Below are 17,500 nucleotides of genomic sequence, written 5' to 3'. Positions count from 1 at the left end.
TGCGTATTTACTCTATTTTAAACCATCGGGATGTTTTTCCAAAAACATCCCGATGGTTTTATAAAATGATCCTGATGATTTAAAATATACAATTAAGTAGGGATTGTAAAATCGTTGAAAAGGAAATGTTGTATGGGGGAGCTTCCGGTTTTTATTATTTCCGTAATATTTTATATATTTACACCCTATTATAAAGGATTGTATGAAACCAGAAGATATTACGGAACAAGAAGACAAACAGGAGTTAGAAGAGACGGACAGCCAGTCGGTAACTGACGAAAACCAGGATACATCAAAAGAAACCAATCAGGAAACCCATTCGGAATATAGAGTGCCTACAAAGACGGAGGGACGTGTGACCTACCATTTATCGGGTATGTATCAGGATTGGTTTCTGGATTATGCATCGTATGTTATTTTGGAACGTGCTGTTCCGCATATCAATGATGGGTTGAAGCCTGTACAACGCCGTATTCTTCACTCCATGAAACGCCTGGATGACGGGCGATATAATAAAGTGGCTAATATCGTGGGACATACGATGCAATTTCACCCGCATGGCGATGCTTCAATTGGTGATGCGTTGGTACAATTAGGGCAGAAAGATCTGCTGATAGATTGCCAGGGTAACTGGGGGAATATTTTAACGGGAGACGGCGCTGCAGCTCCCCGTTATATAGAAGCTCGTCTTTCTAAATTTGCTTTGGAGACAGTTTTTAATCCGAAAACTACAACCTGGCAACTTTCGTATGATGGACGTAATAAAGAACCGGTAACGCTTCCGATTAAATATCCCCTGCTTTTAGCACAAGGAGTGGAAGGTATTGCGGTAGGTTTGTCTTCTAAGATATTACCACATAATTTTAATGAACTTTTAGATGCTTCGATTGCTTACCTGAAAGGAGAAGGGTTTGCTCTTTATCCTGATTTTCAGACGGGAGGGTATATTGATGTTTCCAAATATAATGACGGAGAGAGGGGGGGATCTGTAAAGGTTCGTGCCAAAATCAATAAACTGGATAATAAGACTCTTGTCATTACTGAAATACCATACGGGCGTACTACCTCTACTTTGATAGAATCGATCCTGAAGGCGAACGATAAGGGTAAAATTAAAATCCGGAAAGTCGATGATAATACGGCGAAGAATGTGGAAATACTGGTGCATTTGGCAGCCGGTGTATCATCTGATAAGACAATTGATGCACTTTATGCATTTACGGATTGTGAAATTAGCATCTCGCCGAATTGTTGTATTATTAAGGACGAAAAACCTCATTTTTTGACAGTGAGCGATGTGCTCCGTCATTCAACGGATAACACGTTGGTGTTGTTACGTACCGAACTGGAAATCCAGAAAATGGAGCAGGAAGAGGCATTATTTTTCGCTTCTTTGGAACGAATTTTTATAGAAGAACGTATTTATAAAGATAAAGCATTTGAAGAGGCAAAAGATATGGATGCGGCAATAGCTCATATAGACTTACGTCTGGAGCCGTTTAAACCAAATTTCATAAGGGAAGTAACCCGTGACGATATCCTGAAATTAATGGAAATCAAGATGGGACGTATCCTGAAATTTAACTCGGATAAATGTGATAGCCTGATAGCCCAGATTAAGGAAGAGATAGCGCGTATTACTAATCATTTGAATAATATTGTAGCGTATACTATCGATTGGTTTGCTATGCTGAAAGAGAAATATGGCAAGAATTATCCGCGTATGACAGAGGTGCGCAGTTTCGATACGATTGAAGCGACCAAAGTTGTTGAAGCTAACGAAAAATTATATATTAACCGTGCCGAAGGATTTATAGGCATGGGGCTGAAGAAAGATGAATATATTTGTAACTGTTCCGATATAGACGATATTATAATTTTCTACCGGAATGGCACTTATAAAGTGGTGAAGGTTAGCGATAAAATGTTTGTCGGCAAAGATATTTTATACGTAAATGTATTTAAACGTAATGATAACCGTACGATTTACAATGTTGTGTATCGTGACGGCAAGGCCGGTTGTAATTTTATCAAACGCTTTGCCGTAACAGGTGTTACGCGTGATAAAGAATATGATGTAACAAAAGGTACGGAAGGCTCGCGCGTACTTTATTTCAGTGCTAATCCGAATGGAGAAGCAGAGACAATTAAAGTGATACTGAAACCTAAGCCTCGCCAGAAGTTGCTTGTGTTTGAAAAGGATTTTAGTGATATTGCCATTAAAGGACGTGCTTCGATGGGTAATATCCTGACAAAAGCAGATATACATAAGATTTCTTTGAAACAGAAAGGTTCTTCTACTTTGGGAGGCCGCCAGGTCTGGTTTGACCGGGATGTTTTACGTCTGAATTATGATGGGCGCGGAGAGGAACTGGGTGAATTCCAGAGCGATGACCAGATTTTAGTAATTTTGCAAAATGGAGATTTCTATACGACAAACTTTGATCTGAGTAATCATTACGATACCAATATCCTCATAATTGAAAAATTTGATTCTAATAAAGTCTGGACTGCAGCACTTTATGATGCCGATCAGAATTATCCTTATCTGAAACGGTTTCAATTGGAAGCCGGTAGCCGGAAACAGAATTTCCTGGGTGAAAATCCGAAAAACCGTTTGTTTATTCTGACAGATGAAGCTTATCCCCGTTTTGAAGTGATATTTGGCGGCTTGGATTCTTTCCGTGAACCTTTGGTGCTGGATGCAGAAGAGTTCATTGCGGTGAAGGGATTTAAAGCGAAAGGAAAGCGTATCACAACATTTGGAGTGGAAACTATTAATGAACTGGAGCCGGTACGTTTTATTTCGTCTAAGGAACAAGGAGATCATGAAGAGAAAAATAATGGAAATGAACAGGATGAGGAAGCCGATGGAAAAAGCGATTCAGATATTCTGGACGAAATTACAGGACAGATGAATTTATTTGAAAAATAGCCTATGAGACGAATAATTGGTTTGCTGACGGGATATTTTCTTTTTGTGGCGATTTTGCCTGTGGTGGCACAGTCGGAAGAAAAAGAGGACTATTGGACGGTAAATGAAGGAACGATGATCGGGGCGGGACGAATGCATTTAATGGATACGTATCTGACACCGGGAAATGAAGTTAATTATACTGGCTGGACTTTGCGTGTCATGGATGAACGCATGAAAAGAGTCAAACTGGCAAATTATAAGGTAACCCGTCAACAAATTGTGAGTCTGGATGGTGGAAAGACACTTAACCCGGCGGGAAGTGCGATAGATTATGCTTTGTTCTTGGATTATACTTTAGGGTATTATTATAATTTCCCCGTTTTTGTACCCGGATTAAAATTATTGGCGGGAGGAGCCGGACATTTATTGGCCGGATGTATTTATAATACACGAAACACAAATAATCCGGTATCGGCAAAAGCCGATATCGGTTTGAACCTGTCCGGAATGGCAATTTATAATTTTCGGGTCAGAAATTATCCTATCACATTCCGTTACCAGCTGATGGTGCCGTTTGCAGGGATTTCTTTTGCACCACATTATAACCAATCATATTATGAGATGTTCGGGTTAGGAAATAATTCGGGGATGGTTCATTTCAATTCTTTCCATAATAAGTTTGCTATGAAACATTATATTACTGCCGATTTTCCGGTAGGCTGTCTGACAATTCGGATGGGGTATTTGAATAGTCGTTACCAGACAGATGTAAATCAGATAAGCAGTCATATTATAACGCATACTTTTATGCTCGGTTTCGTAAAGGAATTTGTGGCTTTCGGAGGTAAACGCGCAATGAACAATAAACACACATACAAGAGTACTTATTATTAGAATGAAAATACGATACTATATATTGTACGGTTTGCTTTTGCCTGTTATTCTGTTTTCAGGATGTGAAAAAGCAGATGAATACGTTTCATCTCCGACAGCTAATTTTGAGGCTTTATGGAAGATCGTGGATGAAAACTATTGTTTTTTTGAATATAAGGATATTGATTGGGATGAAGTGCATGAACGTTACCGTGTACAGATTTCGGATACAATGAGCCGGTATACCATGTTTGATGTTTTGGCAAGTATGCTGAACGAACTGAAAGATGGACATACAAACCTTATATCATCTTTTGATATGTCCCGTTACTGGGCTTGGTATGAAGATTATGCTCCGAATTTTTATAAAGATATACAAAGCCGTTATTTAGGTACTAATTATAAAATTGCAGGCGGATTGAAATATACCCGGTTGGCAGATGACGAATTCGGGTATGTTTATTATGGCAGTTTTTCTAGTGGGGTAGGTGAAGCTAACTTGGATGAAATGTTCTTGTATTTTAAAGATTGTAAGGGGCTCATTTTTGATGTACGGGATAATGGAGGAGGTTCATTGACTTATGCCGATCGTATTGCTGCCCGTTTTATGGAAGAAAGGATGCTGACAGGATATATACAGCACAAAACGGGTAAAGGCCATGCCGATTTTTCCGATCCTTATCCTATCTATTTATCTCCAACGATGGATCACGTACGTTGGTTACGCCCTACTGTGGTGTTAACAAACCGTCATTGTTTTAGTTCTGCAAATGACTTTGTGCAGAAAATGATGCTGATGCCTTATGTTACGGTAATTGGAGACAGAACCGGAGGTGGAAGTGGCTTGCCATTTACTTCTGAACTTCCAAATGGGTGGAGTGTCCGATTTTCTGCTTCTCCGATGCTCGATGCAAGTAAGCAGAATACAGAATTTGGCATTAATCCGGATATTAATGTCCAGATGACTTCGGGCGATGTCCAGCGTGGAAAAGATACTCTGATAGAGTCTGCAATATCTTTCCTTAAAGAACAGACAAGTGACAAATAAAAAGGTGTAAATGGTAAAACTTTACTTTTGTCATAAAAACTTGTCTGAAATATTTGTGTATTATTAAAAAAGAATTACCTTTGCACCGCAATCAAAAGCGGCTGTGGTGTAATTGGTAGCCACGCCAGACTTAGGATCTGGTGCTTCACGGCGTGGGGGTTCGAGTCCCTTCAGCCGCACAAAATGCAAAATCCTTCTAAGATATTCTTAGAGGGATTTTTTGTTTTCATACCTTTTTATCTTGGGAAGTATATTAAAATTGCGGATATAAATTTACGTACATTTTTTACTTTGAAATGCTGACTTTAAATGTTAAATTTAAACGTTTTTAGTTCTATTGTATGTAGTTTTATACAGACTAACACTTTTTGGCTATAGGGGCTTTGGGGCTTAACATATATTATTCGGAAAACGCTTGACAAAAAGGTTTTTGGAATGTATATTTGCAATGTGGTTTTTTCATAATAGTATTAGATTTAAGGTTAACAAAGTTGGTTAGGGGTTGTCGGGAGACAACCTTTAATTTTTTATATAGGTATAATCGCCTTACAGAGATTGCAAATAAATATCCTGTAAGGCGATTATTTAATTTTTAACCAGTGCATAGATATTGCCCGGCATTGTTTTAATTATTCCATTCATTTCCATTTCAAATAAAATTCCGGATAATTGATGGACTGCTATGTCCAGATGAAGCGCCAGCTGGTTAATATGAAGTTCTTTCTTTTCATTAAGTAATGATTGTATCTGGGCGAAATCTTCCCTTTCGGGAAAGGACAGTTCGGTTTGTATAGCGCCGGATTGTTTTTGTTGAGGTATATCCCAGCGCATGGCTGATATCAGGTCTTCGGCAGAGGTGATAAGACCTGCTTTGTTTTGTTTGACTAGCAAATGGCATCCTTTGGAATGTGTGTCTGTAACTCTTCCGGGAAATGTGAAAACATCTCTGCCATACGAAAAAGCAATATCGGCAGTGATTAAAGACCCTCCTTTGTCGGCAGATTCGATAACGATAGTTGCATCCGCCAGCCCAGCGACAATCCGGTTGCGCTTTACAAAATTAGGTTTGTCTGGTTCTGTTTTGCTGGGAAAGTCGGTGAGAAGACCACCCTGTGGTAGCATCTCTATTGCCGTATTGCGATGTATAGAGGGATAAATGCGATCTAGTCCGTGCGCGAGGACAGCTACCGTTGCCAATTGATTCTTTAATGCATTTCTGTGAGCACAGATATCTATACCGTAGGCCAGTCCGCTAACAATTAGCGTATCTGGTAAAAGACTTGCCATTTTATCGATTAATCCGGCTGTTAATTCGCGTCCGTAGTCAGTTGAATGGCGTGTCCCCACGATACTGATGATATGCTTCTGGTTTAAGTTGGCATTTCCTTTAAAATAAAATAAAACCGGAGCGTCCGGGCATTGCTTCAAACGTTCCGGATATTCGTTGTCTGTCAGGAAGTAGGGGGTGATATTATTCTTTTCTATAAAGGCCAGTTCCTGTTCGGCTTTTAGGAATACCTCCGGACGCTTGATCTCTGCTGCTAACAGTGTTCCTATACCCGGTACTTTTTCCAATGTTTGTTTTTTCTCTGAAAAGATAGCCTCGGGATCTCCGAATGTTTCTAAAAGATGGCGGGCCAGGATATCTCCCACCCCGTTTATCATAGTCAGGCTTATTTGGTAAATCAGTTTGTTTGTCATGTATTACTTGTTCAATCGTTTCAGCATTTCGTCGAAATACTCTCCCCTGGTTAATTTGCCATCTTGTACAATGACAGATTCTACAATGCCCTTAGTTGCGAGGGCACCGTCTGACGCCCGGTAAATATCCTGTTCGAATACGAGTTTTACCCCTTTTTTGTATACATTCAGGCCGGAGATATAACTGTCACCGCTTTTAAGTGATGTTTTGTATTGTATCTCTACCCGCGATACGAAACCATCTATGCCTTTGTCATGCATGGCACCGAAGTTTTCTCCCAGCGATTCCAGAAATTCATGACGTGTATGTTCCATATAATGTTGGTAATTGGAATTATTTACAACCCCCTGCAGGTCACATTCGTAGTCGCGTACTTTATCTGTCAGTTTAAAAACATATTCTTTCATGTTATTTCAGTTCATTTATAATGATATTCGGTTCCATTTTATAAAGTCGGTCGGAAGGACGTATTTTCTCATTGACTTTGAATGAAAAACGTTCACCTTTTACGGTTTCATGTACCGGTTTCATGTCGACGCGGATTTCGTTTATTGTCTGCATGACAGCCCCGGTCGTGGGTCCGGTAATCAGAATTTCGTCTCCTACATTCAATTTGCCTGATTCCATTTCAAATTCGGCAACTCCCAATCCACTGAAATATTTAATACCTTTGGCTAAGTATACTTTCTTTTTAGTGGCTCCCGAACCATATTTACTACTCCATTCACCCAGGCGTTGTCCTAAATAGTAACCGTCCCAGAAACCGCGGTTAAAGACACTTTTTAGCCGTTGATCCCACTCGTCTACCTTTTCTTCATTAAAAGTACCGTTGCAATAGGCTTGTACGGCTTCTTTGTAGCATTCGGTAACAATACGCACATACTCCGGCCCGCGGGCACGTCCTTCTATCTTAAAGACTCGTACGCCGGCATCCATCATTTTATTCATAAAATGGATCGTTTTTAAGTCTTTTGGAGACATGATGTATTGATTTTCTATGTCCAGCTCAACATTGCTGTCTTTATCTTTCACTGTATAGGCACGACGACATATCTGCATACAAGCTCCCCTGTTGGCCGAAGCATTCATTTCGTGCAGGCTTAAATAGCATTTACCTGAGACGGCCATGCATAAGGCTCCATGAGCAAACATTTCGATGCGGATCAATTCTCCTTTGGGACCTTTGATCTGTTGTTCTACGATCTGTTTGTATATATCGCTTACTTGTTTCAAGTTCAATTCACGTGCCAGCACTACCACATCTGCAAAACGGGCATAAAATTTTAATGCTTCTACGTTGGAAATGTTCAATTGAGTGGATAAATGTACTTCTTGCCCGATACTGTTGGCATAATCCATTGCAGCTACGTCTGCTGCAATTACAGCGGAAATTCCGGCAGCTTTTGCTGCATCGATAATTTCGCGCATCAAAGGGATGTCTTCTCCGTAAATAACAGTGTTTACGGTTAGGTAACTTTTGATTCCGTGTTCACGACAAATGGAGACGATACGGCGTAAATCGTCTGTTGTGAAATTGTTGGAGGAGCGGGAACGCATGTTCAGTCCCTCAATCCCGAAATAAATAGAATCGGCACCTCCCTGTATGGCTGCCATTAAAGATTCGTAAGAACCTACTGGCGCCATTATTTCAAAATTTTTCTCGTTCAATGTTCTCTCTGAATTAAATATTTACCTCACAAAGATACACGTTATTTTTGGAATTGCCTACATGACAGGCTGTACCACTTCCCAGCCGGTAATTGTCTGGAGAAAGCCTACAAGCTCTTTAGCCATTTTTTTATGTTGTTTCATTGAAGGATGCCAACCGGAACCATAGCCAAGTGAACCGTCTTGCGGGGTCATGTCAAAACGATAGACATTGGTGTATCCTTCGGTTTTAAGTTTAGCAAGCGCTTGATCCATGGCATTTCTTACGTCTTTCAATGGTTTACCATTCAACATAACACCACTCAGAAGAACGATCTTTGCTTTGGGATAATAACTACGAAGATCATGGATAAAATTAACATAGGCATTTTTTAGTTTGCCGGTATCATACGTGTTATTTGATACGTCGTTTGTTCCGAGATTGATACAAATTACATCTGGTATATATCGGGAAAAGTCCCATGTTTCAGTACTGTCCATGAATTGTGTTTGGTAATACAAATCAGGAAGACAAGTGCCGGCTGAGCCCTCTATCGAATCACCATAATTGCGATATACACCGATACCGGATTTTGCTACAACCTGATGTTGTGCGTTAAACGCCCGGGCTGTTGTTGCTCCGTAGGTATAATAGAAGTTTTCATCTTTATAGTCAAAGGGACTCTCAGCTTCCGCTTCTATACCGTATCCGCAGGTAATGGAGTTTCCGATAAATTCGATTTTCTTTTCCGGCAGGGCTGGAGGTGGTAATAATTTCATCCCTTTATCCAGATAAAATCCGCGGAATTCAGGACGGAAATCCCTTCCTTCGTAGGCTAACATGATTACAGCTTTGTGTTTGCCCTTGGAAAGATGGCTGGCTATCGGAAGAATACTGTCGTTTTCCATAGATGTAACTCTAAAAGGTTTACCACCATCAAGTTCTACCGTGAAATATCCGCTGTGCGGTTTTACTCTCATAGAGAGGGAAGTGCCTTCGAAGTTTATTATGATTTGTACCCCAGGATAAGTGAATGCCGGAGATTTGGGATTTTGGAAACTGACACGACCGGTATATAGAATATTTGAGTTGTCGGCCGGAATAAAAGTGCTTTGCTGTGCATAAACTTCGGTTGTACAAAAAATACTTCCTATTAGGAGTAATAATAAAATATCAATTCTTTTCATACGTATGATTTAATATGTTAGACGTGCAAATATACCGTATTCTTGCCGGAAAAGCTGTATTTTTGCAATTGTAAAAAGAAGAGTTATATATAGATATGAAGATAGGTACTATTGATTTAGGTGAGCGCCCGGTATTTCTTGCCCCGATGGAAGACGTGACGGATATTTCTTTTCGGTTAATGTGTAAACGTTTCGGAGCGGATATGGTTTATACGGAATTTGTATCTAGTGATGCCTTGATCCGTAGCGTAAATAAGACGCAGCAGAAATTACAGGTTGCTGAAGATGAACGGCCGGTCGCTATTCAGATATATGGAAAAGATGTGGAGTCGATGGTTGAAGCTGCCCGTATTTGTGAAGCTGCCCGTCCGGATATTTTAGATATTAATTTTGGTTGTCCCGTTAAAAAGGTTGCAGGAAAGGGAGCTGGCGCGGGTATGTTACGCAATATACCTTTGATGTTGCAAATTACGCGTGAAGTAGTAAAAGCTGTAAATATTCCGGTTACTGTCAAAACACGTTTAGGGTGGGATGCAGACAATAAGATTATAGTAGATATTGCCGAACAATTGCAGGATTGCGGTATTGCCGCCCTTTCTATTCATGGGAGAACGAGGGCGCAAATGTATACGGGAGAGGCGGACTGGACATTGATCGGTGAAGTGAAAAATAACCCACGTATGAATATCCCTATTATTGGGAATGGAGATGTTACTTCTGCCGAAGGGTGCAAACAATGTTTTGATACTTATGGAGTGGATGGTGTTATGATAGGCAGGGGAAGTATTGGTCGTCCATGGATATTCAGAGAGGTAAAACATTTCCTTCATACAGGAGAGTTGTTGCCGGAGGAACCTTTCAGTTGGTACTTGAATATTTTAAAACAACAAGTGTTGCAAAGTGTAGAGCGTCTGGACGAACGCCGCGGTATATTGCATATACGCCGTCATCTGGCTGCTACTCCTTTATTCAAAGGAATTACTGATTTTAAACAAACTCGTGTTGCCATGTTGCGTGCCGAAACAGTGGAAGAATTATTCGGAATTATAGATATTATACCTGAAAAGTTCGGAATCATCAAATAGAGTTGTTGATATATATCAAAATGAAATATAAATATAGTAATTTTACAATAAAATGATATATTTTCTATTGTTTTTTATGTAAATCATTTTATATTTGCATCGAGTTTTTTTCATAGTATTTTAGATCTAAGGTTAACAAGTCTTTGCAGGAGGGAGTCGGGATGACTGTTTCTTTGGGAAGCATAAAAAAGCCGTACTGTAATTTTGCAGTACGGCTTTTTTATAACGGTTAGTCTGTAACTATTTCTTTTTAATGTTTAATGGTAACACTTCATTCTGATACGGGGCTACAACTTTAAAATTTCCTTTATCATCCGTCCAACGGCAGGAAGCAATGGAAACTGCATTTCCTTTGATGCGTAGTACGGCAAAAGAGCCATTACCGTCTTTGTCCGGCCAGGCATTGTTTACCTGATAGATTGGGTAGCCGCGATAATGTTGCAGGGAAGCCGTATGAGTATGTCCTACTAAAAATGCAGCTACATTGTATTGATCCAAAATATCGAACAAACGATCACGCTCCTGTTGAGGCCACCATTTGATTGCCCATTTGTCTACACCGTAATGTTGGATGTATACGACCGGATTTCTGTCAGAAGCGTACGTTTTGAGATCGTTGGCAAGCCAGTCCAGATTACTTTCGCAATAGGCGGTATCTCCGGAGAAGCGTTGTGCCTGTACAAAATGAACATCACCAATATTCCAAGAATAACTACGGCTGGATGGATGCAGGTTCAGGATTTCCTTTTTTGCCAGCTTGTCATTCAGGATAGAGTCGATATAATGCAACGTGAAAGCACGTCCTTTCAGATTATCAAATACTTTATCCGATACACCCGGATCGATGTCATGGTTGCCCAAGCCGGGATAGACTGTGTAATGAATGGTTTTTTCGCCATCACCCGTTTCGTAACGTTGACGGTAAAGAGACAGGATTTCGGGACGGGCTTTGTCGAACATATCACCGGCAAGAATAACGCCGTCCAGCTTTTTTACCTTCTCTCCTGCAATACCCGGTGCTGCATTTTGGGGGAAAGTAAAATTGTTCTCGATGCGATTCATGGTTACTACATGGTAGTATTGGTCTGTTTCCGGCGGAAAGTCAAAATGCAAATCTCCGGCTATCACGACTGTGACGTCTCGTTCGGGTTTTTGTTCTTGTGCATTCAAATAAGATATACATAAGGCCGATAAGACTGTCATCAATAGATATTTCATGTTCATACAGTTTGTGTTCCTTCTTTGATGTTTATAACTTTTTGTTTATCTCCCCATAGAACAGTCAGTTCGAAAGGTGTGTTACTGCTGATTTCGATTTGCGGTTCCTGGGTAGCAGAAGTACGTGGCTTCACTTTAATGTCAACCAGACCTTCGGTGCCGAACGGATAGCGTTTAATGCCGTAGCTCTCTGTTAAGTTTACATCAATGGTCATCTTTTTATCATATACATTGGAACGGATGCCGAAGATATGTTCGATCAAGACGGCAATAGGGGGTAGCCCTGTCCAGCCAATAAAGTCGGGGCGTGCCATAAATCCCGGTTCCATAGTCTCGGGTGCATAATATTCCCAGAATGTTCCGGTATTTTTATAAACGCCGAATACGTTATTATAATGATTCGTTGCGATGTCGTAGGCCATCTTACGGTAGCCTTTGTCTGCCAGTCCTGTTAGCACCATATAAGTGGCTCCGGGCCATACACCGCCTTGCCAGTAGCGTCCGTTGGCTTTGTATTTTGCATTATTGGCTGCTAATGAAGGTATACGGTGAGGGCGGTTAAAGGTTTCTTTGTTATCCAGTTCGGCAACAAATGCGTCCAGGCGTTCTTTGGGAAGCACATCGGTAAGCAGTGCCCAGTAGGCATAGATACCTTTTGTGGATGAGAGGGAGCCGTCGCGGTATTGGTCGAACAGGCATTTTTCTTTATCATCCCATAAGTTTTCGTTGATATAGGCTTTCAGCATCTTCTGTTCATCTTCAAAATCTTCAATTTCTTGCCAGCGTTCCAAGTAAAACCCCATTTCAAGTAATAAACCTGCTATGAAGTATTGCTGCAGGGTTGCATCCAGCCATATCATGTGGCCGTGGCTGTAAATCATATTATATTCCGGTTGTACGCGGGGCATGTTATCCATTCCCGTTCCCCAGCCGCTGCTCCAGTAGGTTCCGTTACGCCAGGTATGGTTCAGCTTGAGCCATTTGTAGTAGGCGCAGAGTACGGGGAATATCTTATGCAAGCGTTCGGTGTCTCCGAATTGCTTGTAATAAATCATTTCGCTCCAGGGCAGAATGTTGGGGCCTGTGCTGGTAGGGTCATAACGTTCGAAGCAATCGGCTCCGTCCGATTTGATTTCGCGACAGATAAATCCGTCGGGATGCTGTTTTGCGTAGAAGTTATCCAATGTGCGCTGGAATGGGAAAAAACGTGTGCCGTAACGGGCAAACATCGTGATGAAGGCGGAATCCCACATAAAGATATTACCGTTGTAGGCCGTGTCAATGTAGCTGGAAACGAATCCGGAGCCGGCTTCGGGGGCTTTGATGTTGCGCACTCCTATTTCCCATGCTTTCCAGTACATTTCCAATTCTTTGGCATGTCCGTCCCAGATGGGTTCTGGTAGTATTTTTTTTGCTTCTGCAAACGAGCCCGGTACAGTTGTTTCGGGAGAGGCTATGCGATATTCGTTCTCTGTAACCAGGGGTTCTTTCAGATATGTATTTTTGTAAGGAAGGCGATACTTGGGAATATCTTCTTCCGTCTTGCTTTGTGCCAGCAGGCTGCTTGCCGGAATAGCTGTTGCACTGGCGGCGAGAAGAGATTGTTTCAGGAAATTTCGTCTTGTAGTCATATTTTTCGGTATTTAGAATTTGAACAAATATAATCAAATATGAATAATATTAGAGTCCCATCAGGGTTTTGATCTTCTTCATAACATCTGTGTTTTCGAAAATTCCTGTGAAGTTTTCGCATCCGGGGCCGAAACTATAGACAGGAACCATTACACCGCTATGTCCTCCGGTAGAGAACTTGCATACGATACGGCCTTCGTCCAGATCGCCGTCAACCAGGGTAAGGCCTCCTGTTTCGTGGTCGGCTGTTACTACTACCAGCGTTTCGCCGTCTTGTGCAGCCCATTGCATTACGCGGCCTACGGTGCGGTCGAAGTCGTGTGTCTCCTGCATCAGCAGATCCAGATCGTTGAAGTGTCCATAGTCATCCAGCTGAGAGCCTTCTATCATAAGGAAGAAGCCCTGAGGGTTCTGATTCAATAATTCGATCGCCTTCATGGATGCACGTGCCAGCAAATCGCCGCGTTCGGCAGGAAGCGGAGTATCTACTGTGTCGGTTACGCAGAATACTTTGCCTTTTTGAATGCCTGCCAGTTCTTCCCAACTGCGTGGGGTTTGATATCCTTTGTCGCGTAATTCTTTGAAAAGGTCGCGACCGTCTTCACGATTTTCAAATAGTTTTGATCCGCCGCCAAATACATAATCTACGCCGCAGTTTACATAATCTGTAACGATGGCAGCTTCGGCGTCACGGTCGGTGTTATGACAACAGAAGTCGGCCGGGGTTGCATCCCACAAGCGGCAGGTAACGGCCACGCCGCTGGATAGTCCTTTTTTGTTTGCCAATTTGCATAGTGATTCCAGCGGACGTCCTTCGGGGTCTACACCTACCATATGATAGTTTGTCTTATGTCCTGTGGCCAGAGCTGTTCCGCCGGCTCCCGAATCGGTTATTAGTTTATTGGCACAATAGGTCTTAGACAAGCCTACGGTCTGACAGTTGTCCAGCCATAGATGGCCGCGGTTGGCTGTCCATGCCGAGTATACGTGCATCAAACTCATTCCGTCGCCAATCATCAGGATGACGTTCTTTATCTTTTTGCCTTGGGGCGGAGTTATTTTTTCAACAGCATAGGGTGTTTTCAACACGTAAGTCTGTTCTTTGTCGCGGCGGCTTTGTGCCGTACAGTTCGGGATGATGCCCGCAAAGGCAACGATAGATGCGATTATCGCAATGAATACATTTCTTTTCATACTTGAATTATTTATGTCGTTTGTGTTTTTTATTTCAAATTTAACCGACAAAATGCTCATGCATGTGTGCGGGAAGGTTCTGTTGGCCGGCAATCCTTTTTTCCTCTTTTCCGGCTTTATCTGACGTACAGATTACTGGCCGGGATTGCTTCCAGTTTCGTTGCTCCGGGTGTTTTCCATCCCCAGCTCAGGTGTTCGCCTTCATAATCTTCAAAATAAAGAAGGGTGAAGGGGTGATAACCTTTTGCCAACGGAATACGGCCTGTAGCCTGAATGGCTGCATGCGAAGTGTCATTGTTTACTACTTCTTCTTTGTCGATCAGGAGCACACTGCCGTCGTCCGAACGAGTGGCAAACTCATAGATCCCGTCTTCGGGTATATATAAATAGCCTTCGAAAATATATCCGAAATGGTCTTCTTGTTTTGTATTTCTGATGGATGGTTCGGGCATCGTGCCTGCTTCTACCACTTTGGAACGTAACAGGTCGGCAACCAGTTGATATTCTCCCTCATAATATTTGTAAGAAACGCCATGTTGTGAAGGATTTACCGGAGAAGCCGGGCGAAGAACCGACTTTGTGGCGGTGATAGTGTAAGTACGGCTGGGTTCGAACCCTTCTTTATAGGCTTTTGCCTTGATGGTCGTAGACTCTTTCAATTGTATGGGTGCGGAGTAAATGGGTGACTGCTCGGTTGGTTCCGTACCATCCAATGTAAAATGAATAACCGCATCTGTTGTGGCAGACTTTAATTGGGCTGTAATTTCCTCTTCAAACAAATCTAGATCTTCCGAGATATAAGGAATGGAAACGGTTGGCTTAGTAGTGAACGAGTAGGGGGCATCTTCCGGCTGTGTTCCCCAATGTTTGTCGGGAGTAGCCGTTAATGTGAAATCTAACAGGCCGCCCTGCATTAATTGATCGTAGGTAATAAAGCATGTTTTTATCTCTTCACCGTTCAGCATTACCTTTGTGATGTATTTATTGCGCTTCGGCTCGTTGGCGGTAACCACCAGGGTTTTGCCATTGCCCAGCTTTATGGTTGCTTTCTCAAATAATGGAGAAGTCAGCACATACTGGTTAGATCCCGGACATACGGAATAAAATCCGAGGCTGCTCAGAATATACCAGGCTGACATCTGGCCACAGTCTTCGTTACCAATAATACCTTCAGGAGTAGGTTGATACATTTCGTTCAGTAAACGGCGTGTCCATTCCTGTGTTTTCCAAGGTTCGCCTACATAACAGTACAAGTAAGCCATGTGATGACTAGGCTCGTTGCCGTGTGCATATTGTCCGATCAATCCGGTAACGTCTGATAATTCTCCGTCAACTTCAGATGAAACGGTAAACAGACTATCTAGATTTGCAATAAAGTTTTCGCGTCCGCCAAATAACTGCACTATTCCGTTTACATCGTGAGGGGCGAAGAAACGGTATTGCCATGCGGTGGCTTCGGTGTACGAGCGGCCGATAGCAGAGGGATTGAAGGGTGCCTCCCAGTTTCCGTCGGCACGTTTGCCGCGGAAGAACTTGGTGCTTCCGTCAAATACATTGATGAAGTTTTGCGAACGGTTGATAAACGTGTTGTAATCGTCTGTCTTTCCTAAATCTTTTGCCATTTGGGCAATGCACCAATCGTCATAAGCAAATTCTAAAAGGCAAGAAACAGATTCTTTTTTGATATTGGAAGGGATAAAGCCGTTGGTAATATAATAACCGGCTCCTTTTTTATTCTTTTCGGCGGAAACTTTCATTGCCTCGAAAGCTTTTTCCACATCATAACCCCGTACGCCTTTCATGTAGGCATCTGCAATGATAGAAACAGAGTGGTAACCTATCATCGTCCCTGTTTCTCCGGCGGAAAGAGGCCAGAGCGGGAGTTCTCCGCTGGCGTCATACATGTTAAGAAGCGAAACCACCATGTCGTTCACTAAAGCGGTGTCGAGCAGGGTCATCATCGGATGCCATGCACGGAAAGTGTCCCAAGTAGAAAATGTCGAGAACTCGCGGTGCCCGGCAGGGATTTTGCCTATTGTCATATCATGGCGTCTGTACTCTCCATTTACATCGTTCACAATGTTAGGTATTATTTTGCTATGATAAAGGGCAGTGTAGAAATTTGTTTTTTGGGCGTCGGTGCCACCTTCGACTGTGATGGCATCCAGTTCTTTTTCCCATTCGGCTTGGGTTGATTGGCAGATGGCGTCGAAATCAAATCCTTTGCTTCCTGTTTCGGTCTCCAGATTGGCACGTGCATTATCGGCATTTACTATGGAGACGCCTACTTTGCAAACTAAGGGTGCATTGTCTGACAGGTCGAATGTTAGTGTCATTATTTTTCCGCCTTCACTTACCTCTTCGGCTTTCAGAGGATGAGAGAAAGAAGCAACGAAATAGATATATTGTTTGTCTACCCAGCCGCCGGTGCAACGCATGCCGGTAATTTCATTATCTCCGGTTTTTTTCAGATCATATTCGTATAGACGTTCATTATCCAGCATGTGGGTTAGGTCTATTACTAGTTTGGCATTAGAAGGATCTTTTTTGTATGTATAGCGGTGGATGCCGACGTGCGGGGTGGCTGTTAATTCGGCAGTAACACCTGCTGCAGGTAATTCTACGCGATAGTAGCCGGGCCTGGCTTCCTCGTTTTTGTGTGAGAATGGTATTGGTGTGTTTACAGAGGGGCGGAAAAGGATATCACCTAAGTCGATACAGCCTGTTCCACTCAAATGGGTATGTGAAAAACCGATAAGAGTTGAGTCGCTGTAGTGATAACCTGAACAAGCATCCCAATTGCCGACACGCGTGTCTGGACTTAACTGTACTCCTCCGAACGGGGCGGTTGCTCCGGGATAAGTATGTCCATGGAAACCGGTTCCGATAAAAGGATCGACATAATCAATTGGATTTTTTGGCGCTTGGCTGCATGCCGTAAACAGGGCAATGGCAGTAAGTAGAAATGTTTGTTTTAGTTTCATATCCATAATATG

12 protein-coding genes and 1 tRNA gene are annotated in these 17,500 nt (G+C 42.2%); 5 read left to right on the top strand and 8 right to left on the bottom strand.

From position 1 onward, the window contains the following. Nucleotides 1–202: 202 nt before the first annotated feature. From CTY47_RS06515 to CTY47_RS06500, 4 genes are all read left to right on the top strand, one after another. Nucleotides 203–2,935, top strand: coding sequence for a DNA gyrase/topoisomerase IV subunit A (locus CTY47_RS06515; protein ID WP_099463952.1), 2,733 nt, complete (start codon nt 203–205; stop codon nt 2,933–2,935). 3 nt (nt 2,936–2,938) lie between these two features. Then, entirely contained in the window at nt 2,939–3,811 is an 873-nt protein-coding gene (locus tag CTY47_RS06510; protein WP_099463951.1) for a DUF3316 domain-containing protein, read from the top strand. A 1-nt stretch (nt 3,812) separates the two neighbouring features. After that, entirely contained in the window at nt 3,813–4,838 is a 1,026-nt protein-coding gene (locus CTY47_RS06505; RefSeq protein ID WP_099463950.1) for a S41 family peptidase, read from the top strand. Nucleotides 4,839–4,935: 97 nt separating this feature from the next. Continuing rightward, nucleotides 4,936–5,017, top strand: a tRNA-Leu gene (locus CTY47_RS06500). 406 nt (nt 5,018–5,423) lie between these two features. Here the strand turns inward: CTY47_RS06500 and dprA are convergent. Genes dprA through CTY47_RS06480 form a run of 4 tightly spaced genes read right to left on the bottom strand, consistent with a single transcriptional unit; the run spans nt 5,424 to nt 9,375 of the window. After that, complete coding sequence (gene dprA, locus CTY47_RS06495; protein WP_099463949.1) at nt 5,424–6,539, bottom strand: DNA-processing protein DprA; 1,116 nt, start codon at nt 6,537–6,539, stop codon at nt 5,424–5,426. A gap of 3 nt (nt 6,540–6,542) precedes the next feature. Further along, nucleotides 6,543–6,947 carry an acyl-CoA thioesterase gene (locus CTY47_RS06490; RefSeq protein WP_099463948.1) on the bottom strand — a complete coding sequence of 135 codons (405 nt, stop codon included), beginning with the start codon at nt 6,945–6,947 and terminating at the stop codon, nt 6,543–6,545. A 1-nt stretch (nt 6,948) separates the two neighbouring features. Then, nucleotides 6,949–8,208 carry a peptidase U32 family protein gene (locus tag CTY47_RS06485; RefSeq protein ID WP_099463947.1) on the bottom strand — a complete coding sequence of 420 codons (1,260 nt, stop codon included), beginning with the start codon at nt 8,206–8,208 and terminating at the stop codon, nt 6,949–6,951. 57 nt (nt 8,209–8,265) lie between these two features. Further along, a complete protein-coding gene (locus CTY47_RS06480; RefSeq protein WP_099463946.1) occupies nt 8,266–9,375 on the bottom strand; it encodes an SGNH/GDSL hydrolase family protein in 1,110 nt (369 codons plus the stop codon). 95 nt (nt 9,376–9,470) lie between these two features. Between CTY47_RS06480 and dusB the strand changes: the two genes are divergently transcribed. Beyond that, nucleotides 9,471–10,460 carry a tRNA dihydrouridine synthase DusB gene (dusB, locus tag CTY47_RS06475; protein ID WP_099463945.1) on the top strand — a complete coding sequence of 330 codons (990 nt, stop codon included), beginning with the start codon at nt 9,471–9,473 and terminating at the stop codon, nt 10,458–10,460. A 240-nt stretch (nt 10,461–10,700) separates the two neighbouring features. Here the strand turns inward: dusB and CTY47_RS06470 are convergent, their stop codons facing one another. From CTY47_RS06470 to CTY47_RS06455, 4 genes are all read right to left on the bottom strand, one after another. Beyond that, nucleotides 10,701–11,678 (bottom strand): metallophosphoesterase, encoded by a 978-nt coding sequence (locus tag CTY47_RS06470; protein ID WP_158228509.1) that lies wholly within the window; start codon nt 11,676–11,678, stop codon nt 10,701–10,703. A 2-nt stretch (nt 11,679–11,680) separates the two neighbouring features. Then, nucleotides 11,681–13,309 carry an MGH1-like glycoside hydrolase domain-containing protein gene (locus CTY47_RS06465; protein ID WP_099463943.1) on the bottom strand — a complete coding sequence of 543 codons (1,629 nt, stop codon included), beginning with the start codon at nt 13,307–13,309 and terminating at the stop codon, nt 11,681–11,683. A 49-nt stretch (nt 13,310–13,358) separates the two neighbouring features. Continuing rightward, nucleotides 13,359–14,504, bottom strand: a complete 1,146-nt coding sequence (locus tag CTY47_RS06460) for an alkaline phosphatase (protein ID WP_099464107.1) — start codon at nt 14,502–14,504, stop codon at nt 13,359–13,361. 116 nt (nt 14,505–14,620) lie between these two features. Then, nucleotides 14,621–17,488, bottom strand: coding sequence for a GH92 family glycosyl hydrolase (locus CTY47_RS06455; protein WP_099464106.1), 2,868 nt, complete (start codon nt 17,486–17,488; stop codon nt 14,621–14,623). Nucleotides 17,489–17,500 lie beyond the last annotated feature (12 nt).

Source organism: Parabacteroides provencensis (genome assembly GCF_900232875.1).
Lineage (GTDB): Bacteria > Bacteroidota > Bacteroidia > Bacteroidales > Tannerellaceae > Parabacteroides > Parabacteroides chinchillae.
Note: the sequence above shows the minus strand (reverse complement) of the source record. Positions and strands in the feature narration are given on the sequence as shown.

Bases quoted from the DNA above. Each gene is read 5' to 3' on its own strand.
- CTY47_RS06465 (WP_099463943.1), bottom strand. From the start codon at position 13,309: ATGACTACAAGACGAAATTTCCTGAAACAATCTCTTCTCGCCGCCAGT.
- CTY47_RS06515 (WP_099463952.1), top strand. From the start codon at position 203: ATGAAACCAGAAGATATTACGGAACAAGAAGACAAACAGGAGTTAGAA.
- dprA (WP_099463949.1), bottom strand. From the start codon at position 6,539: ATGACAAACAAACTGATTTACCAAATAAGCCTGACTATGATAAACGGG.
- CTY47_RS06510 (WP_099463951.1), top strand. From the start codon at position 2,939: ATGAGACGAATAATTGGTTTGCTGACGGGATATTTTCTTTTTGTGGCG.
- CTY47_RS06480 (WP_099463946.1), bottom strand. From the start codon at position 9,375: ATGAAAAGAATTGATATTTTATTATTACTCCTAATAGGAAGTATTTTT.
- CTY47_RS06455 (WP_099464106.1), bottom strand. From the start codon at position 17,488: ATGAAACTAAAACAAACATTTCTACTTACTGCCATTGCCCTGTTTACG.
- CTY47_RS06460 (WP_099464107.1), bottom strand. From the start codon at position 14,504: ATGAAAAGAAATGTATTCATTGCGATAATCGCATCTATCGTTGCCTTT.
- CTY47_RS06490 (WP_099463948.1), bottom strand. From the start codon at position 6,947: ATGAAAGAATATGTTTTTAAACTGACAGATAAAGTACGCGACTACGAA.
- CTY47_RS06470 (WP_158228509.1), bottom strand. From the start codon at position 11,678: ATGAAATATCTATTGATGACAGTCTTATCGGCCTTATGTATATCTTAT.
- dusB (WP_099463945.1), top strand. From the start codon at position 9,471: ATGAAGATAGGTACTATTGATTTAGGTGAGCGCCCGGTATTTCTTGCC.
- CTY47_RS06505 (WP_099463950.1), top strand. From the start codon at position 3,813: ATGAAAATACGATACTATATATTGTACGGTTTGCTTTTGCCTGTTATT.